Genomic DNA, 15,657 nt, shown 5'->3' with positions numbered 1-15,657 from the left:
CCGCCCGGCGGCGGCCCGGGCGCCGGACCACCGCCGGGCGGACATCTGCCCGGCTCCCGGCCCCGGTTGGCGCGCGCCCTGCTGCTGTTCTCCGTCTTCGCCTGCGCCGCCTGCGGCCTCGCCTACGAACTGGCGCTGGTGACGCTCGGCAGCTACCTCGTCGGCAACACCGTCATGCAGACCTCGCTGGTGCTGTCGGTGATGGTCTTCGCCATGGGCGTCGGCTCCCTCGCCGCCAAACCGCTCCAGCGGCGCGCCGTCGGGGCGTTCGCCCTCGTCGAGGGCCTGCTGGCGCTCATCGGCGGGCTCTCGGTCCTCGTGCTCTACGCGATGTTCGCCTGGCTCCAGGTCTACACCCCGGCGATGATCGTGATCGCGTTCATCGTCGGCGTCCTCATCGGCGCCGAGATCCCGCTGCTGATGACGCTGCTCCAGCGCATCCGCCGCCAGGAGGCAGGCAGCGCCGTCGCCGACATGTTCGCCGTCGACTACATCGGCGCCCTCGTCGGCGGCCTGTGCTTCCCGCTGCTGCTGCTCCCCGTCTTCGGCCAGTTGAAGGGCGCGCTGGTCGTCGGCGCCGTCAACGCGGTGTTCGGCATCGCCGTGGTGGTGTGGATCTTCCGGCGCCAGGTGCGTCCGGTCGTCCGCACCGGGCTGCTCGCGGCCATGGCGCTGGTGCTCGGCATCCTCGGCACCGCCTACGTGCTCGCCGACCGGATCGAGGTGACCGCCCGCCAGCAGCTGTACCGCGACCCGATCGTCCACGCGGTGCGCACCGACTACCAGGAGATCGTCGTCACCGAGGCGCTCGCGTTCACCGGTGACCGCGACATGCGACTGTTCCTCAACGGCGACCTCCAGTTCTCCTCGATCGACGAGTACCGGTACCACGAGGCGCTGGTGCACCCGGCGATGACCGGACCGCGGGCCCGCGTGCTGATCCTCGGCGGCGGCGACGCGCTGGCCGTGCGGGAGGTGCTCAAGTACGACGACGTCGAGTCGGTCACCCTGGTCGACCTCGACCCCGAGGTCACGGAACTGGCCCGCTCCTGGGAGCCGTTGCGGAGCCTCAACGAGGACGCGCTGGCGGACCCGCGCGTCGAGGTGGTCAACGCCGACGCCTTCAACTGGGCCCGCACCGCCCCGGGACCGTACGACGTGGTGATCGCGGACTTCCCCGACCCGGAGGACGCCCCGACCGCCAAGCTCTACAGCGTCGAGTTCTACACCGTCGTCGACCAGATCCTCGCCGAGGACGGCTCACTGGCCGTGCAGGGCGGGTCACCGTTCTTCGCGCCGCGGTCGTACTGGTCGATCGACGCGACCCTCTCCGAGGCCGGGTTCACCACCACCCCGTACCAGGTCGACGTGCCGAGCTTCGGCAACTGGGGCTTCCTGCTGGCCCGCTCCCCCGACGCGGCCGACGGCGCCGCCTCCGCGGCCGTCCACACCGCCGCGGCGACCGGCGCGGCAACGGGCGCGGCCACCGGTGCGCCGGCCCGGGGTGACGGCAGCGCGCCGGCACCGCTGCGGCTGGCGCCGGACGCGCCGCAGCTGCGGTTCATCGACGACGCCGTGCTGGAGGCGGCGACCGTCTTCCCGGTGGACCGGCGGCGCTCCGACGTCCGGCCCAGCACGCTCATGGACCCGGTGGTGGTGCAGTACGCCCGCACCGAGTGGCAGCACGGCGGCTGACCCCCTCGGCCGGCCCGCCCCACCGGGCGGCTGCTCCGCTTCGCCCGCCTGCGGTGTGCGCGGGCCCGCCTCACACCCGAGGCGGGCCGGCGCCCCGGGACCCCCGGACCACCGGCGCCCGGCTCGCAGCCTCACCGCCCCCACGGCGACGGCCCCGCTCCACCGGCGGCCGACGCACCGCCGCCGCGCAGCCTCCCGCCGCTCAACCGGACCCCGCCAGTGCGGCGATCTCGCCCGTTTCCCAGTGGCCGGCAGCGCCGGGGCAGGCCGCCAGGTACGCGGCTGCCCGCGCGGTGCTCCAGCCGTGCGCGGCGACCAGGCCCGCCAGCAGGTGCCGCAGATACGCGGCGGACGGCGGATTCCCCGGCACATCGTTCACGCCCCACGGTGCCGTGAACGTCAGCACCGGGAGGCCGTCCACCTCCCCGCCGCGCACCACCGTCTCGTACCGGCCCTCCCCGGCCCGCGTGCGACCGGTGGCGACCGCCTCGGCCAGATCGGGCTCCGGGCCCTCACCGGGGAGGCGGTACATCTCCTGGGCGAGCAGATCGAGGAACTGCTCCCGGGTGAGCAGGTACCCCCGCGCCGCGACACCCTCCTCCCCGCACGCCGCCGCCGGCGGGGCTTCGGGATCGTAGAACGCACGGCCGCCGTGCCAGATCGGTGACTCGGTGGCGAAGTACACCGCCCCGGTCAGCGTCAACGGCAGACTCCCCGCCGGGGGTGACGCGTCCCGGAACCCGGGGTACGCCCGCGCCCCGCCCGGATGCTCCCCGCCCAGCCGGTAGCTGTCGAACCGCTCCACGTGCAGGTTCGACCCGTACGCCGCGTACCAGAGCCGGCCGCCGTCCCACCCCGCCGCTGCACCTGTCACCACGGACTCCGCCCCTCGCTCCCACCGGCCACGGGACGCCACCCGCCCCGCCCCCGGAGGCCCGCACGGACCACTCCGGGACGTGTGTAGACTTGCCCCGGAACACGCCGCCTTAGCTCAGTCGGCCAGAGCGACGCACTCGTAATGCGTAGGTCAAGGGTTCGATTCCCTTAGGCGGCTCCGGTAGAAGCCCAGGTCACACCACATGTGACCTGGGTTTTTCCGTGTCAGTGCACGCGACGGCGACGTCGCGCACGTTCAGCGCGGGTCTCGCTGGTCTCAGTTCTGGTCTCAGTGGCACTCCGGGGAGCCGGCATGAAGGCGTCCCCCATGCGCCGCATCGCTCCCTTTGAGAGCCCCGACCGCCCCTTCATAGCGCGCCACGCCTGGCCGACCCGGGCGTGCGGACGGGCCCGGAGGGCCGCCAACAGCCAGAGAACCTGACGGCAAGTCGAGCAGCGAATAATCCCGTCATCCGTCTCCACTCGGAGCCCCGCCACGTAAGTACGCCCACCAGCGATCCAGGTTGCGAAGCGCAAACATCCGCGCCCGCAACCCATGATCCGGATTGAGCCGTCGCACCCCATGGGACCTGCCGACACACCCGGAAGCCATCAAGCAGCGATTATTTCGAACAAACAGTCGAGGACGGAGTGCGTGGGCTCGCCCTGCAGCACCACGCGCCCCCTTGCGCCCTCTTGAACGACAGTCTTCGCAAAGATGAGACTCTCCTCATCTACTGACAGCAGAGACTGGGCCGACCATTCGGCCACCTGAAGGGGGAGCGATGACGGTCGAAATCCTGTGGGTTTCCGCAAACCAGGACGAGCTGATCAGCGGGGCGGTTGCACTGGGAGACCGACACACAAAAACACTCGGGTTGATGACGCCCCCCGCCTACCGCCGGATGGCGGAAGACGGAGGCCTCCTCGTCGCCGTCGAAGCGAAGGAAGTGGTCGGGTACGCGCTGTTCGGGCTCCCGAAGAGGAGTGCACATATCCGTCTCGCACATCTGTGCGTGTCGGTGAATCACCGCGGAAAGGGCACCGCACGACGGCTCGTGGAAGCAATCAGCGAGCGATACTCGCAGCGGCTCGGCATCAAGGCGAAGTGTAGAAGGGACTACGGACTTAGCGACATGTGGAGAAGTCTGGGCTTCCTTCCCCGCGGCGAGGTCAGAGGGCGGAGCCAAGCCGGGCATATCCTCGACGGCTGGTGGTTGGACCTGGGGCACCCGGACCTCTTCGCGGAGGTGGAAAGCGACGCGCTGCTGACGGTGACTGTCGACCATGGTGTCTTCTCTGATCTGCGCGGGCTCGCCGAGGGGGAGAACGCCGAGGAGTCTCGTGCGCTGGAGGCTGGCTGGATGACCGATCTCGTCGAGCTCGCCTGCACGCCCCAGCTGGTTCACCAAGTCAGAGACATCGCCGAAACCGCAGAGCGGCAGCATCAGCGGTCGGCGCTACACGGACTGCGCCAGTTGACCCCCGAGCCTGTAGCTGTCACGGAGAGGTGCGGTGAGCTGCTGCAGGCAGTCAATCGTTCGCCCGGGGATCTGACCGTGGATACGGATCTGCTGCGTTGTATCCGATACATCGCCGAGACCTCGTGCGCTGGTCTGCAGGTTCTAGTTACCCGCGACCCGCTGCTGACACGCCTGGCCCATCTCGCCTGGGACGCCGCCAGGGTTCGAGTTGTGTCACCCGCCACCGTGACTCTTCATGTGGATGAGCTCCGACAGGCACAGGTGTACCGTCCGGCGGATCTGATGGGTACAGAGTTCAGGTCCGGTGAGGTGGCGCCGGGCGGAGAAGGCGAAATGGTGGCATTCTTCGAGCAGTCGGGCCACGAAGACAGTTTGGCCTTCGGCGAGCGATTGCGCTCCCTGAACAGGGGCACACTCGCGTGGCACCGTGAGCTCCTCCGCGACGGCGACGGCCATCCCGTCGCACTTTACGCATGGGGGCTGGACGGGCGCAGCCTGGTCGTTCCAGTGCTTCGAACCGCTGGCCACCGCTTGGAGGAAACCCTGGCACGACAGCTCCTCTTCCTGCTCAAGCGTCTGGGGCGCGAGTGCGGCGCCGAGATCATCCGCATCAACGACCCGTATCCCTCCGAGGCGGCCCGGGCGGCGGCGGCAGACGACGGATTCCTCGAGCGTGGAGACGACCTCGTCGCCCTCCTCGTGAATGTGTGCGGGACGGCCGCCGAGGTAGAGGCCGCGGCCGGTGAACTGGTACGGGAACCGGTGACGGAAAGAGCGGTGCTTGGGACGGGAATGCCAGCCGAGGTCGCCTCCGTGGTGGAGCGAGCGTGGTGGCCGGCGAAAATCATCGACTCCGAGCTGCCGACCTTCCTCGTGCCCATTAAGCCGCGATGGTCCACCGAGCTGTTCAACATGCCCGCCATGCTCATCCCTCGGAGCGACATCCTGGGTATCAGCAGGGAGCACGTCTACTACCGATCTTCTGGGCGCCGAGGGGAGAGCGTTCCCGCACGCGTGCTCTGGTACGTCAGTGAGGGCAAGTCCCCCGGCGAGGGTCGGATGGTGGTCGGCGCATCACGACTCGACGAAGTGCTCATCGATGCACCAGACGCTCTGTTCTCCAAGTTCGAGCACTTGGGCGTATACGGTCGGGCCGAGGTGCAGGAAGCGGCTGATGCCTCCGGACGGGCCATGGCGCTGAGGTTCTCCGACACCGAGATCTTTCCCAAGCCCGTGACGCTGCGGAGGCTGACCTCCCTGACTGAGGAGCTGGGGCTACGGTGGTCCTCGAGCTCGCTGATCTCGCTGTCAAGGATCGGGAGCGAGCTGTTCCAGGCGATCTACCAAGAGGGGCACCGAACGACGTGAACGATCCGGAACGCGCGATGCTGCTGTCCGTTCACCCCCGCTTCGCCTCGGCGATCCTAGACGGCAGCAAGACGGTGGAGGTCCGTCGTCAGCGCGTCGCAGCACCACCCGGAACCCCTGTTCTGCTGTATGCGACGGCACCCATCATGGCCCTGGTGGGCATGGCGTACATCGCCTCGGTCGATGTCGCCCCACCGAAGGACGTGTGGTCTGTCCACCGAGACCGAACAGGCATCACCCGACGCGAGTACGACGCTTACATGAGCGGCGCTGCCCTCGCCAGCGGCCTGACGCTAGAGAACCCCTCCAGCTTTGAAGAGCCGGTGACACTTGGCGCCCTGCGTGCCACCGGGACCTTCCACCCTCCCCAGAGCTACCGCTACATGAAGTACAACGACTTGCGCCAGGTGGCTTCCACAGGCTCAGCGCTGTGTGAGGTCCTCCGCAAGGCGCTGGGAGACCTGGTTCCGGCATAGACGAGGCTCGGCGGACGGACGCTCACCCTGGAGGGCGCAGCGCTCACGGCGGTTCCTCGACGGGCCGAGCGGTAGATCGGGGCTGAAACGGGGCGGTCCCGCCATCCGGCAACTGACGCGCTCCGCCAGCCACATACACGACTGCAGGAGGATAGAGATTGCTCGTGGGCCTCGCCCCATCGCGACGCCCGTGGCGGCGGCGAGGTGGAGGAGAGGAGCGACCAGAGTGGCCGCACGTCCCGAACAGTGCGGCAGCGGCGTAGCGGACTTGGGCGATCCGCGACCGGCATCGCCCAGCGTGGACGGATCGTAGTGCGTAGGCCAGGGGGTCGATTCCCTCAGGCGAAGCCGACGGAAGCCCAGGTCGCATCTCATGCGACCTGGGCTTTTTCCGAGTCAGTGCACGCGAAGGAGCCGGCCCCGTCTGCCCCTGCCTGTGCAGTCACGTGCGCCGGGGGACGGAGTGGAAGGCAGGGCACTTCTCCACTTCGGAGAGGAGCAGGGTGGGCTCGGCGTGGATGTCGCGGCCGGGCTCGGTCGTGTAGATCTCATCGAAGCTGCCGAACTGTGCGTCGGAGTAGTCGAGGTGCAGCAGAGCGGCAGCCTGGCGCTCTGAGGCCTCGTCGGGGGCCCTCGATCTACGGGAGGGTCGGGAGGCCCGGCCAGGTGTCGGAGTCGAAGACGACCCCGCCCAGGCGCCATTCCTCGCGGTAGTTCTCCTGGTAACCGGAGCTCGGTGAGGCGGGCACAGCGCAGGATGTCGGCATGGCGTGCGGGTCGGCTGTCTCGTCGCGATCCTCGGTGCCGTAGATCGTCGTGGCATCGGTGACCTGCGAGAGCGTGAGGGTTGAGCGGCTGCCGTCGTCCCGCAGCCGGACCCAGGCCCCGCGTGTGGGGAGTCCCTCTCGAAAGTCCTGCGAGTAAAGAGGGTGCGGGGGGGGCGGCCTGAACGGCGCCGAGGGCGGTCAGCTCGGCCTGGCGGGCGGCCGTGTCGACGGCCAGGAAGATCGCCTGTGCTCGTGGTTCATGGGGCCTTCTCGCCCCGGGACTCCGGAGCCCACGGGCCGCTGCGCACGGGCGGGTTGAGGGCGGCGGCGGGTGGCTTGGCCGCTGACCGACCGGTTCGGCTGCGGATACGACGATCCCGCCGCGGGAAGCTGGGCCGGCTGCGGCGAGTGGGGGACGTGAGGAGGTGCGTCCCGGGCCTCTCGTCGGGTGCGCAATGACCTCTCCCTCCCCACGGCCATCAGCCCGCCCACTGTAGAGCCGTAACCGAAACTGCTATCCCTTCCGTCTCATTCATGTGCCGGCGGAGGACGGGGAGAACATTAGTGAGCACTAACTGATTAATTTTCGCCGCGCAAACATTGCATAAACAGGATCCGCATTTTTTCGAATCTCTGCCCAGAGTGCTGTCGGTTGGCCTATCGTGGGCCGAAATCGGCGGCGGAAAATGACCGCTGCCTGCCCCTCTTCCGGCTCGGAAAGGAACAGACGATGGCTTCCGTCGCAGCTCAGGACGCACAGGACTGGCTGATCGATAAGATCGCGCACCGCCTGGGGGTGGACCGCAGCGAGGTGCCGCCCGAGCAGTACTTCGACGAACTCGACCTGGACTCGACCGAAGCCCTCATCCTGGCCGGCGAGCTGGAGAACTGGCTCGGCTTCGAGCTCGGAACCACCGCACTCTGGTACCACCCCAGCATCAAGGATCTCGCGCAGTACATAGCCGAGGAGAGCAGCCAGCGTGCCGGCGCCGCGTAGACCGGCGGCCCCGGCGCTCATTCACCACCACCGTGCCGCCGCCCCGGGATCGCGGACCGTGGTTCTCATCCACCCGGGGGCGCTGCCGGCGACCGTGCACCGCGCCACCGCCTCCGCGTTACCGGAGACGACCGGTCTGACCGTGCTGGACCTCCAGGGACTGCCCGCCTACCGGCGGACCGGCCTCCCGGGGACGGCCGGGACCGCGACACTGGACCAGCTCGTTCCCCCGCTGGCCGCCGAGGTGACCCGGCTACGGGAGGCGGGCCCCTTCACGCTGGGGGGCTGGTCCTTCGGCGGCGTCGTCGCCCACGCCGTCTGCGGGGGACTGCCCGCGGAGCTGCGTCCCGACCGGGTCGTGCTGCTGGACAGCATCGCGGCGACCGAGGAGTACACCCGGACGGACGACGCCCTCGAACCCGCCCTGCTGCTCGGCTGGTTCGCCATGTACCTCGGTGCCAAACGCGGACGGCCGGTCTCCGGCCCGCTCCCGGGCGACGCGATCCGGGACACCGACGAAGGGCTGGCCACCGTCCTGCGGTCGGCCGTCGCCTCGGGCGCGCTCCCCGGCGACGTCACCCTGCCGGGGCTGCGCAAGCTCTACGAGACGTACGTGGAAGGCCTGTTGCACAACAACCGGCTGACCGCCCGCCACCGACCGCCGTCCGCCGTCGTGCCGCTGACGCTGATCAAGGCCGAGCGCAGCCTCATCTCCGGCGACCCCGACCTGGGTTGGGGCCCGCTCGCAGCGCACGGGCTGACGGTGCGCAGCTGTCCCGGTGATCACTACACGATGCTCGGCCGTCCCGACGCCGCAACGGTCATCGCGCACGTCATCCAGTCCGCCTGACGCGTCCGGCAGGGCGCGCGCCCGCGCCCCGACGCCCCGGTGTCCACCCGCCCGGAGAGCGGTACCGCCTGCCCGGAAACCGTCCCATGCCCAGACCGCAGGAGTGCTCTTCCGTGAAGCAGATACCCGAAGCCGATCTCGACCGCCGACTCGCCCGTGACCCCGTCGCCGTCGTCGGCCTCTCCGCCCTGTACCCCAAGTCTCGTGACCTGCGCCAGTTCTGGGGCAACGTCGTCGCGGCCGCCGACTGCATCGAGGACGTGCCCGAGACGCACTGGAGCGTGGCGGACCACTACGACCCCGACCCGACCGCGCCCGACAAGACCTACGCCAAGCGCGGCGGCTTCATCCCCCCGGTGCCGTTCAACCCGCTGGAGTTCGGCCTCCCGCCGAACACCCTGGAGGTCACCGACGTCCTGCAGCTGCTCAGCCTGGTGGTCGCCCGCGACCTGCTGAAGGACTCCGGAGCCGACCAGCCCTGGTACGACGCCTCCCGCACCGGGGTGGTGCTCGGCATCACCGGGGCCAACCAGCTGACCCAGCCCCTGTCCGCCCGGCTCCAGACCCCGGTGCTGAAGGAGGTGGTCCGCAGCTGCGGGCTCAGCGCGCGCGACGCGGACGAGATAGCCGAGAAGTTCAAGCTGGCGTTCGCCCCGTGGGAGGAGAACTCCTTCCCCGGCATGCTCGGCAACGTGGTCGCGGGCCGGGTGGCGAACCGCCTCGACCTCGGCGGCACCAACATGACCGTCGACGCCGCCTGCGCCAGTTCGCTGGGCGCGGTCAAGGCCGCCGTCAGCGAGCTGCTGGAGGGCCGGGCGGACACGATGCTGACGGGCGGCTGCGACGCCGAGAACACCATCTTCATGTACCTGTGCTTCAGCAAGACCCCCGCCTTCTCCAAGTCCGGACGCATCCGCCCCTTCGACAAGGACGCCGACGGGACCCTCATCGGCGAGGGCATCGGCATGCTCGCCCTGCGGCGGCTGGCCGACGCCGAACGGGACGGGAACCGCGTCTACGCCGTGCTGCGGGGCCTCGGCTCCTCCAGCGACGGCCGGTTCAAGTCCATCTACGCGCCGCGCAAGGAAGGCCAGATGGTCGCCCTGCGCCGCGCCTACGAGGACGCGGACTGCGCACCCGACTCCGTGGAGCTCTTCGAAGCCCACGGCACCGGGACCGCCGTCGGTGACGCCACCGAGCTGTCGGCGCTCGCGGCGGTGGTGGGAGAGGCGACGACGCAGCGGCAGTACGCGGCGGTCGGCAGCGTCAAGTCCCAGATCGGGCACACCAAGGCGGCGGCCGGCGCCGCCGGGCTCATCAAACTGTCGATGGCGCTGCACCACCGGGTCCTGCCGCCGTCCATCAACGTGGCGGAGCCCAACCCGGCGATCGACTTCGCCCACAGCCCGTTCTACGTCAACACCGCCGCCCGGCCCTGGATCAAGGACCCCGCCCGCCCCCGGCGGCGCGCCGCGATCTCCTCGTTCGGCTTCGGCGGCACCAACTTCCACTTCGTGCTGGAGGAACACGGCACCGGCGGCGACCTGCGGGTCATGTCCCCGGTGGCCCACGTCCGGCTGTGGCACGCCCCGGACACCGCCGCGCTCACCGAACTCCTGGACGCCCGGGAGCCGTCGATGGCCGGGCCGGTCCCCGCGGACCACGCGCGTGTCGCCTTCGCCGCCCGCGACGGCGAGGAGAGCGAGCAGCTGCGCGAGCTGGCCGTGCGCACCCTGCGGGAGCGGCCCGACGCCACCGAGTGGACCCACCCCAAGGGCGTCACCTTCCGTACCCGCGCGGCGGACACCGGACGGGTCGGAGCGCTCTTCGCCGGCCAGGGCAGCCAGTACGTGAACGCGGGGCTCACCGCCCTGCTCGCGCTGCCGCCGCTGCGAGCCGCCTTCGACGCGGCCAACCAGCTGTTCACCGGCGCCGAGACGCTCTCCCGGGTCGTCTTCCCCCCGCCGGCCTTCGACGACGCGGGCCGCACCGCGCAGGAGGAGTCGCTGCGCCGCACCGCCTACGCGCAGCCGGCCATCGGCGCGCTGTCCGCGGGGCACTACCGCTACCTCGACGAACTCGGCTTCCGCGCGGACGGGTTCCTGGGCCACAGCTTCGGCGAGCTGACGGCGCTGTGGGCCTCCGGCGCCCTGGACGAGGAGACGTATCTCCGGCTCGCCCGGGCGCGGGGCGCCGCGATGGCGCCGCCGGAGACCCCCGGGTTCGACCCCGGCGCGATGGCCGCGCTCTCCGCACCGGAGGACCAGGTCACCGCCCTGCTGTCGGTCGCCCCCGAGCTGGTGGTGTGCAACCGGAACGCCCCCGACCAGATCGTGGTCGGCGGACCGACCGCGTCCGTCGGGCGTCTCGTCGAGGCCGCCACCGAGGCGGGGCTGCGTGCCAAGCGGCTGCCGGTCTCCGCCGCCTTCCACACCCCGCTGGTCGGCCACGCCCTGGAGTCGTTCGGCGCCGAGGTCGCGCAGGCCGCGATCGGGGCCCCGGCGCGTCCGGTCTTCGCCAACACCCCCGGGGCGCGCTACGGCGCCGACGAGGAGGCGAACCGGCGCGTCCTCGCCGAGCAGTTGATCCACCCCGTGGCGTTCGCCGACCGGGTCGAGGAGATGTACGCGGAGGGGTTCCGCACCTTCGTGGAGTTCGGCCCCAAGGGCGTGCTGGCCCAGTTGGTCGGCAGGATCCTGGGCGAGCGGCCGCACACGGTGGTCGCCCTCGACCCCGGGCCGGGCAAGGACGCCGACCAGGGCCTGAAGTGGGCCGTCGCCCGGCTCGCCGTCCTCGGTCTGCCGCTGGCCACGGAGGACCGGTACGTGGCGCCCGTCCCGGCCACCGAGCCGGTCAAGGGCATGACGATCGACCTCACCGGCATCAACCACGTGTCGGACTCCCGCCGCGCCGCCTACCGGAAGGCGCTGGAGGACGGCTACCGCGTCCCGGAGCCGGCGGCCGTCACCTCCTCGGCCCCTGCCCCGGTCTCGGCCACGGCCCCGGCGGGTACGGCGGCGCCCCCCGGAACGCCGCGCCCGGTCGCGCCGGCGATGGCGGTCGCCCACGCGGCCCCGGTCGCCCCGGCTGCCCCGCTCGTGCCGGCCGCAGCCGCCGCGGCGCCTCCGCGCCCCACCGTGCCGGTCGCCTCAGCCCCTGCCCCTGCCCCTGCCCCTGCCCTCCGAGAGAACGGGCTCACCGTGACCCAGGAGCACGCCCTTCCCCACCAGGCGCCGGCCCCCGGCCGGTCCGGTGTGGTGGCCGACCACCTGACCCTGCACGACCAGTACTTGACCGGGCAGCTGGAGAGCGCCCAGGCGCTCGCCGACATCCTGGCGCGGGCCGCCGAGGAAGGCCGGACGGGCGACGTCATCGCGGGTGTCACCGCCGTCAAGGAACACGGTCTCGCCATCGGACGTACCCATCTGCGCGCCAACGAGGTGCTGCGCGACCTGGCTCGGCTGGAGTACGGCGTCGGGGCCCCCACCCCTCCGGTCACCGCTCCGCCGACAGAACGCGCGACCGCGCCTGCCGCCGCTCCCACTGTGGCGCTGCCGGCAGCACCGGCCCCGGCAGCCCCCGCCGCTCCGGTCACTGCGGTCGTTTCGCTTCCGACGCCGGCGGCGGCTGCCCCGGTGCCGGTCGCGCCCCTGGTGCCGGTCGCGCCCCTGCCCGTGGCGGAGTCCGCTTCGGAGCCGGAGCGCCCGGCTCCGTCGGCCGGGGTCGATGCGGCCGCCGTGCGCGAGGTGCTGCTGGCGGTGGTGGCGGAGAAGACCGGCTACCCGGCAGAGATGCTGGAGCTGGAGATGGACCTGGAAGCCGACCTCGGGATCGACTCGATCAAACGCGTCGAGATCCTCGGCACCCTCCAGTCACGCTTCCCCACCAGCACCGCCGCGGGACCCGAGCAGCTGGGCGAACTGCGAACCCTCGCCGGCATCGCCGACTTCATCACCGACTCGGCCGGGAGCGCGGCTCCCACCCCGGTGAGCGAGGCAACCGCGACCGCGGCCACAGCAACGGCCCCCGCCTCCCCCGCAGTCGATGCGGCCGCGGTGCGCGAGGTGCTGCTGGCGGTGGTGGCGGAGAAGACCGGCTACCCGGCGGAAATGCTGGAGCTGGAGATGGACCTGGAAGCCGACCTCGGGATCGACTCGATCAAACGCGTCGAAATCCTCGGCACCCTCCAGTCACGCTTCCCCACCAGCACCGCCGCAGGGCCCGAGCAGCTGGGCGAACTGCGAACCCTCGCCGGCATCGCCGACTTCATCACCGACTCGGCCGGCACCTCGGCATCCGCCCCGGTCAGCGCGGCAACCGCGACCACGGCCACAGCAACGGCCCCCGCCTCCCCCGCAGTCGATGCGGCCACGGTGCGCGAGGTACTGCTGGCAGTGGTGGCCGAGAAAACCGGCTACCCGGCGGAAATGCTCGACCTGGAGATGAACGTGGAGGCCGACCTGGGAATCGACTCGATCAAACGCGTCGAGATCCTCGGCACCCTCCAGTCACGCTTCCCGGGCACCACCGCAGCGCGGCCCGAGCAGCTGGGCGAACTGCGGACCCTCGCCGACATCGTCTCCGTCATCACCGGCGGCGCAGGCGAAGCCCCCGGGACCCCCGAGACCCCGGCACCGGCACCGGCACCGGCACCGGCACCAGCAGACGCCCCGCCCCCCGCCCCCGCCGAGGCGGCGCAGCCGCCGGGCATCGGCCGCGCGCAGGCCGCGCTGACCGAACTGCCCGCGCCCGACCGGCTCGTCGACGCCTATCCGCGCGGCGCCACCGCACTGCTGGTGGACGACGGCGGGACTCTGGTGGAGCCGGTGGCCCGGCAGCTGTCCGCCGACGGGTGGCAGCTCCAGATCCTCCGGCTGCCCGGTGTCGCCCAGCACGTCACCGAGGGCAAGGACCGGGAGCTGACCGGCTGGAACGTCTCCGAACTGGCCGACCGGCTCAAGGAGGTGACCGCAGGGGGTCTCCACGCGGTGATCACGTTCGCCACCGGCGGCCGCACCCCGTGGAAGGAGAACGTCCGCCGTCTCGCCCACGGCCTGCTGATCGCCAAGCATACGGTGGAGCCGCTCACCCGGGCCGCCGCTGAGGGCCGCGCCGCGTTCCTCACCGTGACCTCCCTGGACGGGGCCTTCGGGCTGGACGGCGTCGCGGAGGACGCCGTCCCGACCGCCGGCTTCACCGGCCTGGTGAAGACGCTGGCCATCGAGGCCCCCGCGCTCTTCGCCCGGGCCCTCGACGTGGCGCCGCACCTCGCGCCCGAGGACGCCGCGGCGGTCGTCCTCGGCGAACTGCACGACGCCGCCCGGCAGCCCGCGCAGACCGCGTGGGACGGCGCCCGCCGCACCACCCTCACCCTCGCGGAGACCCCGCGTACCCCGCAGCCTGCGCAGGGACAAGGACAAGGACAGGGACAGGGGCAGGGCGCCTCCCCTGCCGAGCCCGGGCCGCAGGACCTGTTCGTGGTCACCGGCGGCGGCCGGGGCATCACCGCCCGCTGCGCCGTCGCGCTGGCCGAACGGTACGGCGCGGCCATGCTGTTGCTGGGCCGCACTCCGCTCACGGAGGAGCCCGACTGGGCGGCCGGTGCCGACGGTGTCACCGAGCTGAAGAGCGCCGCCGCCCGCCGGCTGGCGTCCGCCGGGGAGAAGCCCACCCCCAAGCGGGTGGAGCAGCTCTACGGCTCGGTCGCCGGGGCCCGCGAGATCCGCGCCACCCTGAGCGCCGTGGCGGCGGCCGGCGGCAGCGCCGAGTACCTGGCGGTGGACATCACCGACACCGCCGCCGTCACCGCCGCGCTCGCCCCGTACGCGGAGCGGATCACCGGCCTGGTGCACGGCGCCGGGGTCCTCGCCGACCAGCTGATCGCCCAGAAGAAGATCACCGAGATCGACCGGGTCCTCGCCCCCAAGCTCGACGGTCTGCGGGCGGTCACCGCCGCGCTCGCCGGGCATCCGCCGCGCCACGTGGTGCTCTTCTCCTCCGTTGCGGGCTTCTTCGGCAACCGGGGCCAGTCCGACTACGCCATGTCCAACGAGGTGCTCAACGCCTGGGCCCTGTCGTACAAGCGCGAGCACCCCGACAGCCGGGTGACCTCCCTCAACTGGGGTGCCTGGGACAGCGGCATGGTCTCCCCGCAGCTGAAGGCGATCTTCGCCGAACGGGGCATCGCCCTGGTCGGGACGGACACCGGACCCCGGCTGTTCGCCGAGCAGTTCGCGCCCGAGCGGGCGGCCGACACCGTGACCGTGCTGGGGCCCGTCACTCCGCTCTCCGTCCCCGGTGAGGCCGCGCCGGCCGGGCCCGTCACCGTGGAACGGCCGCTGGCCGACCTGGTCGCCGACCCCATGGTCGCCGACCACGTCATCGGCGGGGTGCCCGTGCTGCCGGCCGCCCTGGCGCTCGGCTGGGCCGTCGGCGCGGCCGAGCGCGCCACCGCCGGCACGGTGCGCCGGGTGCGGGGGTTCGCGGTCCACAAGGGAGTGGTCCTCGACGGCAGCGAGCAGGGCCGTTTCCGCCTGGAGCTGACCCCCGCCGACGCGGACCGGCTTCAGACCGCGATCCGTTCCCACACGGAGGACGGCAGGGTCCGCCCCCGCTACGCCGCCGGCATCGACCTGGGACCGGCGCTCGCGGAAGCCCCTCCGGTGCCCGGGCTCCCGGCGCTCGGCGGGGGCGAGGCGGCGGACTTCTACGGTGACGGAACCCTCTTCCACGGGCCGGCGCTGCGCGGGCTGCACCGGGTGCTGCAGGAGCGGGAGGACCGGCTGGTGCTCCAGGCCGCGCTGCCGCGACTGCGTCCCGCCGCCGGGGCGTTCGAGGGCGCGCTGTACAGCCCGGCCACCGCGGATCTGCTGCTCCAGGCCGCTCTGGTGTGGGCCCGCCGCACGCGGGGCACCGCCGCCCTTCCGCTCGGCGTCGAGGCCGCGGAACTGTACGCGGTCCTCCCGTTCGACGAGGCGTTCCTCATGGTGGTCGAGCCCACCGGGGTCGCGGACGACACCGCGACCCTCACCGTCACCGCCTGCGCTCCGGACGGCCGCGTGCTGAGCCGCTTCACGGGCGTCTCCGTCGTCTCGGCGCCGCGACTGGCTGCCAAGTTCACCGGCAACTGACGCAGACACCACGG

General features: G+C 71.7%; 7 protein-coding genes and 1 tRNA gene. 7 read left to right on the top strand and 1 reads right to left on the bottom strand.

Features of this window, described 5'->3' with window-relative positions; genetic code table 11:
* The first annotated feature begins 45 nt into the window (after positions 1-45).
* Complete coding sequence (locus HCN52_RS04930) at positions 46-1,695, top strand: polyamine aminopropyltransferase (RefSeq protein ID WP_168087130.1); 1,650 nt, start codon at positions 46-48, stop codon at positions 1,693-1,695.
* Positions 1,696-1,897: 202 nt separating this feature from the next.
* Here HCN52_RS04930 and HCN52_RS04925 read toward each other — a convergent pair whose 3' ends face one another.
* Entirely contained in the window at positions 1,898-2,572 is a 675-nt protein-coding gene (locus HCN52_RS04925; protein WP_312876544.1) for a histone deacetylase, read from the bottom strand.
* Positions 2,573-2,675: 103 nt separating this feature from the next.
* Here HCN52_RS04925 and HCN52_RS04920 point away from each other — a divergent pair.
* The 6 genes from HCN52_RS04920 (at position 2,676) to HCN52_RS04890 (ending at position 15,643) form a co-directional block, all read left to right on the top strand.
* Positions 2,676-2,749, top strand: a tRNA-Thr gene (locus tag HCN52_RS04920).
* 607 nt (positions 2,750-3,356) lie between these two features.
* Positions 3,357-5,423 carry a GNAT family N-acetyltransferase gene (locus HCN52_RS04915; protein WP_168087126.1) on the top strand — a complete coding sequence of 689 codons (2,067 nt, stop codon included), beginning with the start codon at positions 3,357-3,359 and terminating at the stop codon, positions 5,421-5,423.
* Complete coding sequence (locus HCN52_RS04910) at positions 5,420-5,899, top strand: ASCH domain-containing protein (protein WP_168087125.1); 480 nt, start codon at positions 5,420-5,422, stop codon at positions 5,897-5,899. Before HCN52_RS04915 ends, HCN52_RS04910 begins: the two co-directional genes overlap by 4 nt.
* A 1,497-nt stretch (positions 5,900-7,396) precedes the next feature.
* A complete protein-coding gene (locus tag HCN52_RS04900) occupies positions 7,397-7,663 on the top strand; it encodes an acyl carrier protein (RefSeq protein ID WP_168087124.1) in 267 nt (88 codons plus the stop codon).
* Between the two features lie 58 nt (positions 7,664-7,721).
* Complete coding sequence (locus HCN52_RS04895) at positions 7,722-8,513, top strand: thioesterase domain-containing protein (RefSeq protein ID WP_312876543.1); 792 nt, start codon at positions 7,722-7,724, stop codon at positions 8,511-8,513.
* A 113-nt stretch (positions 8,514-8,626) separates the two neighbouring features.
* Positions 8,627-15,643, top strand: coding sequence for an SDR family NAD(P)-dependent oxidoreductase (locus HCN52_RS04890; protein WP_312876542.1), 7,017 nt, complete (start codon positions 8,627-8,629; stop codon positions 15,641-15,643).
* The last annotated feature ends 14 nt before the right edge of the window (positions 15,644-15,657 follow it).

This window comes from Streptomyces bohaiensis, from assembly GCF_012033785.1.
Lineage (GTDB): Bacteria > Actinomycetota > Actinomycetes > Streptomycetales > Streptomycetaceae > Streptomyces > Streptomyces bohaiensis.
The sequence above is the reverse complement of the archived record's forward strand: the minus strand, read 5'-3'. Positions and strand labels throughout refer to the sequence as shown.

What these genes read in the sequence shown, in the direction of transcription:
- HCN52_RS04915 (WP_168087126.1), top strand. Translation starts at nt 3,357, where the DNA reads ATGACGGTCGAAATCCTGTGGGTTTCCGCAAACCAGGACGAGCTGATC.
- HCN52_RS04900 (WP_168087124.1), top strand. Translation starts at nt 7,397, where the DNA reads ATGGCTTCCGTCGCAGCTCAGGACGCACAGGACTGGCTGATCGATAAG.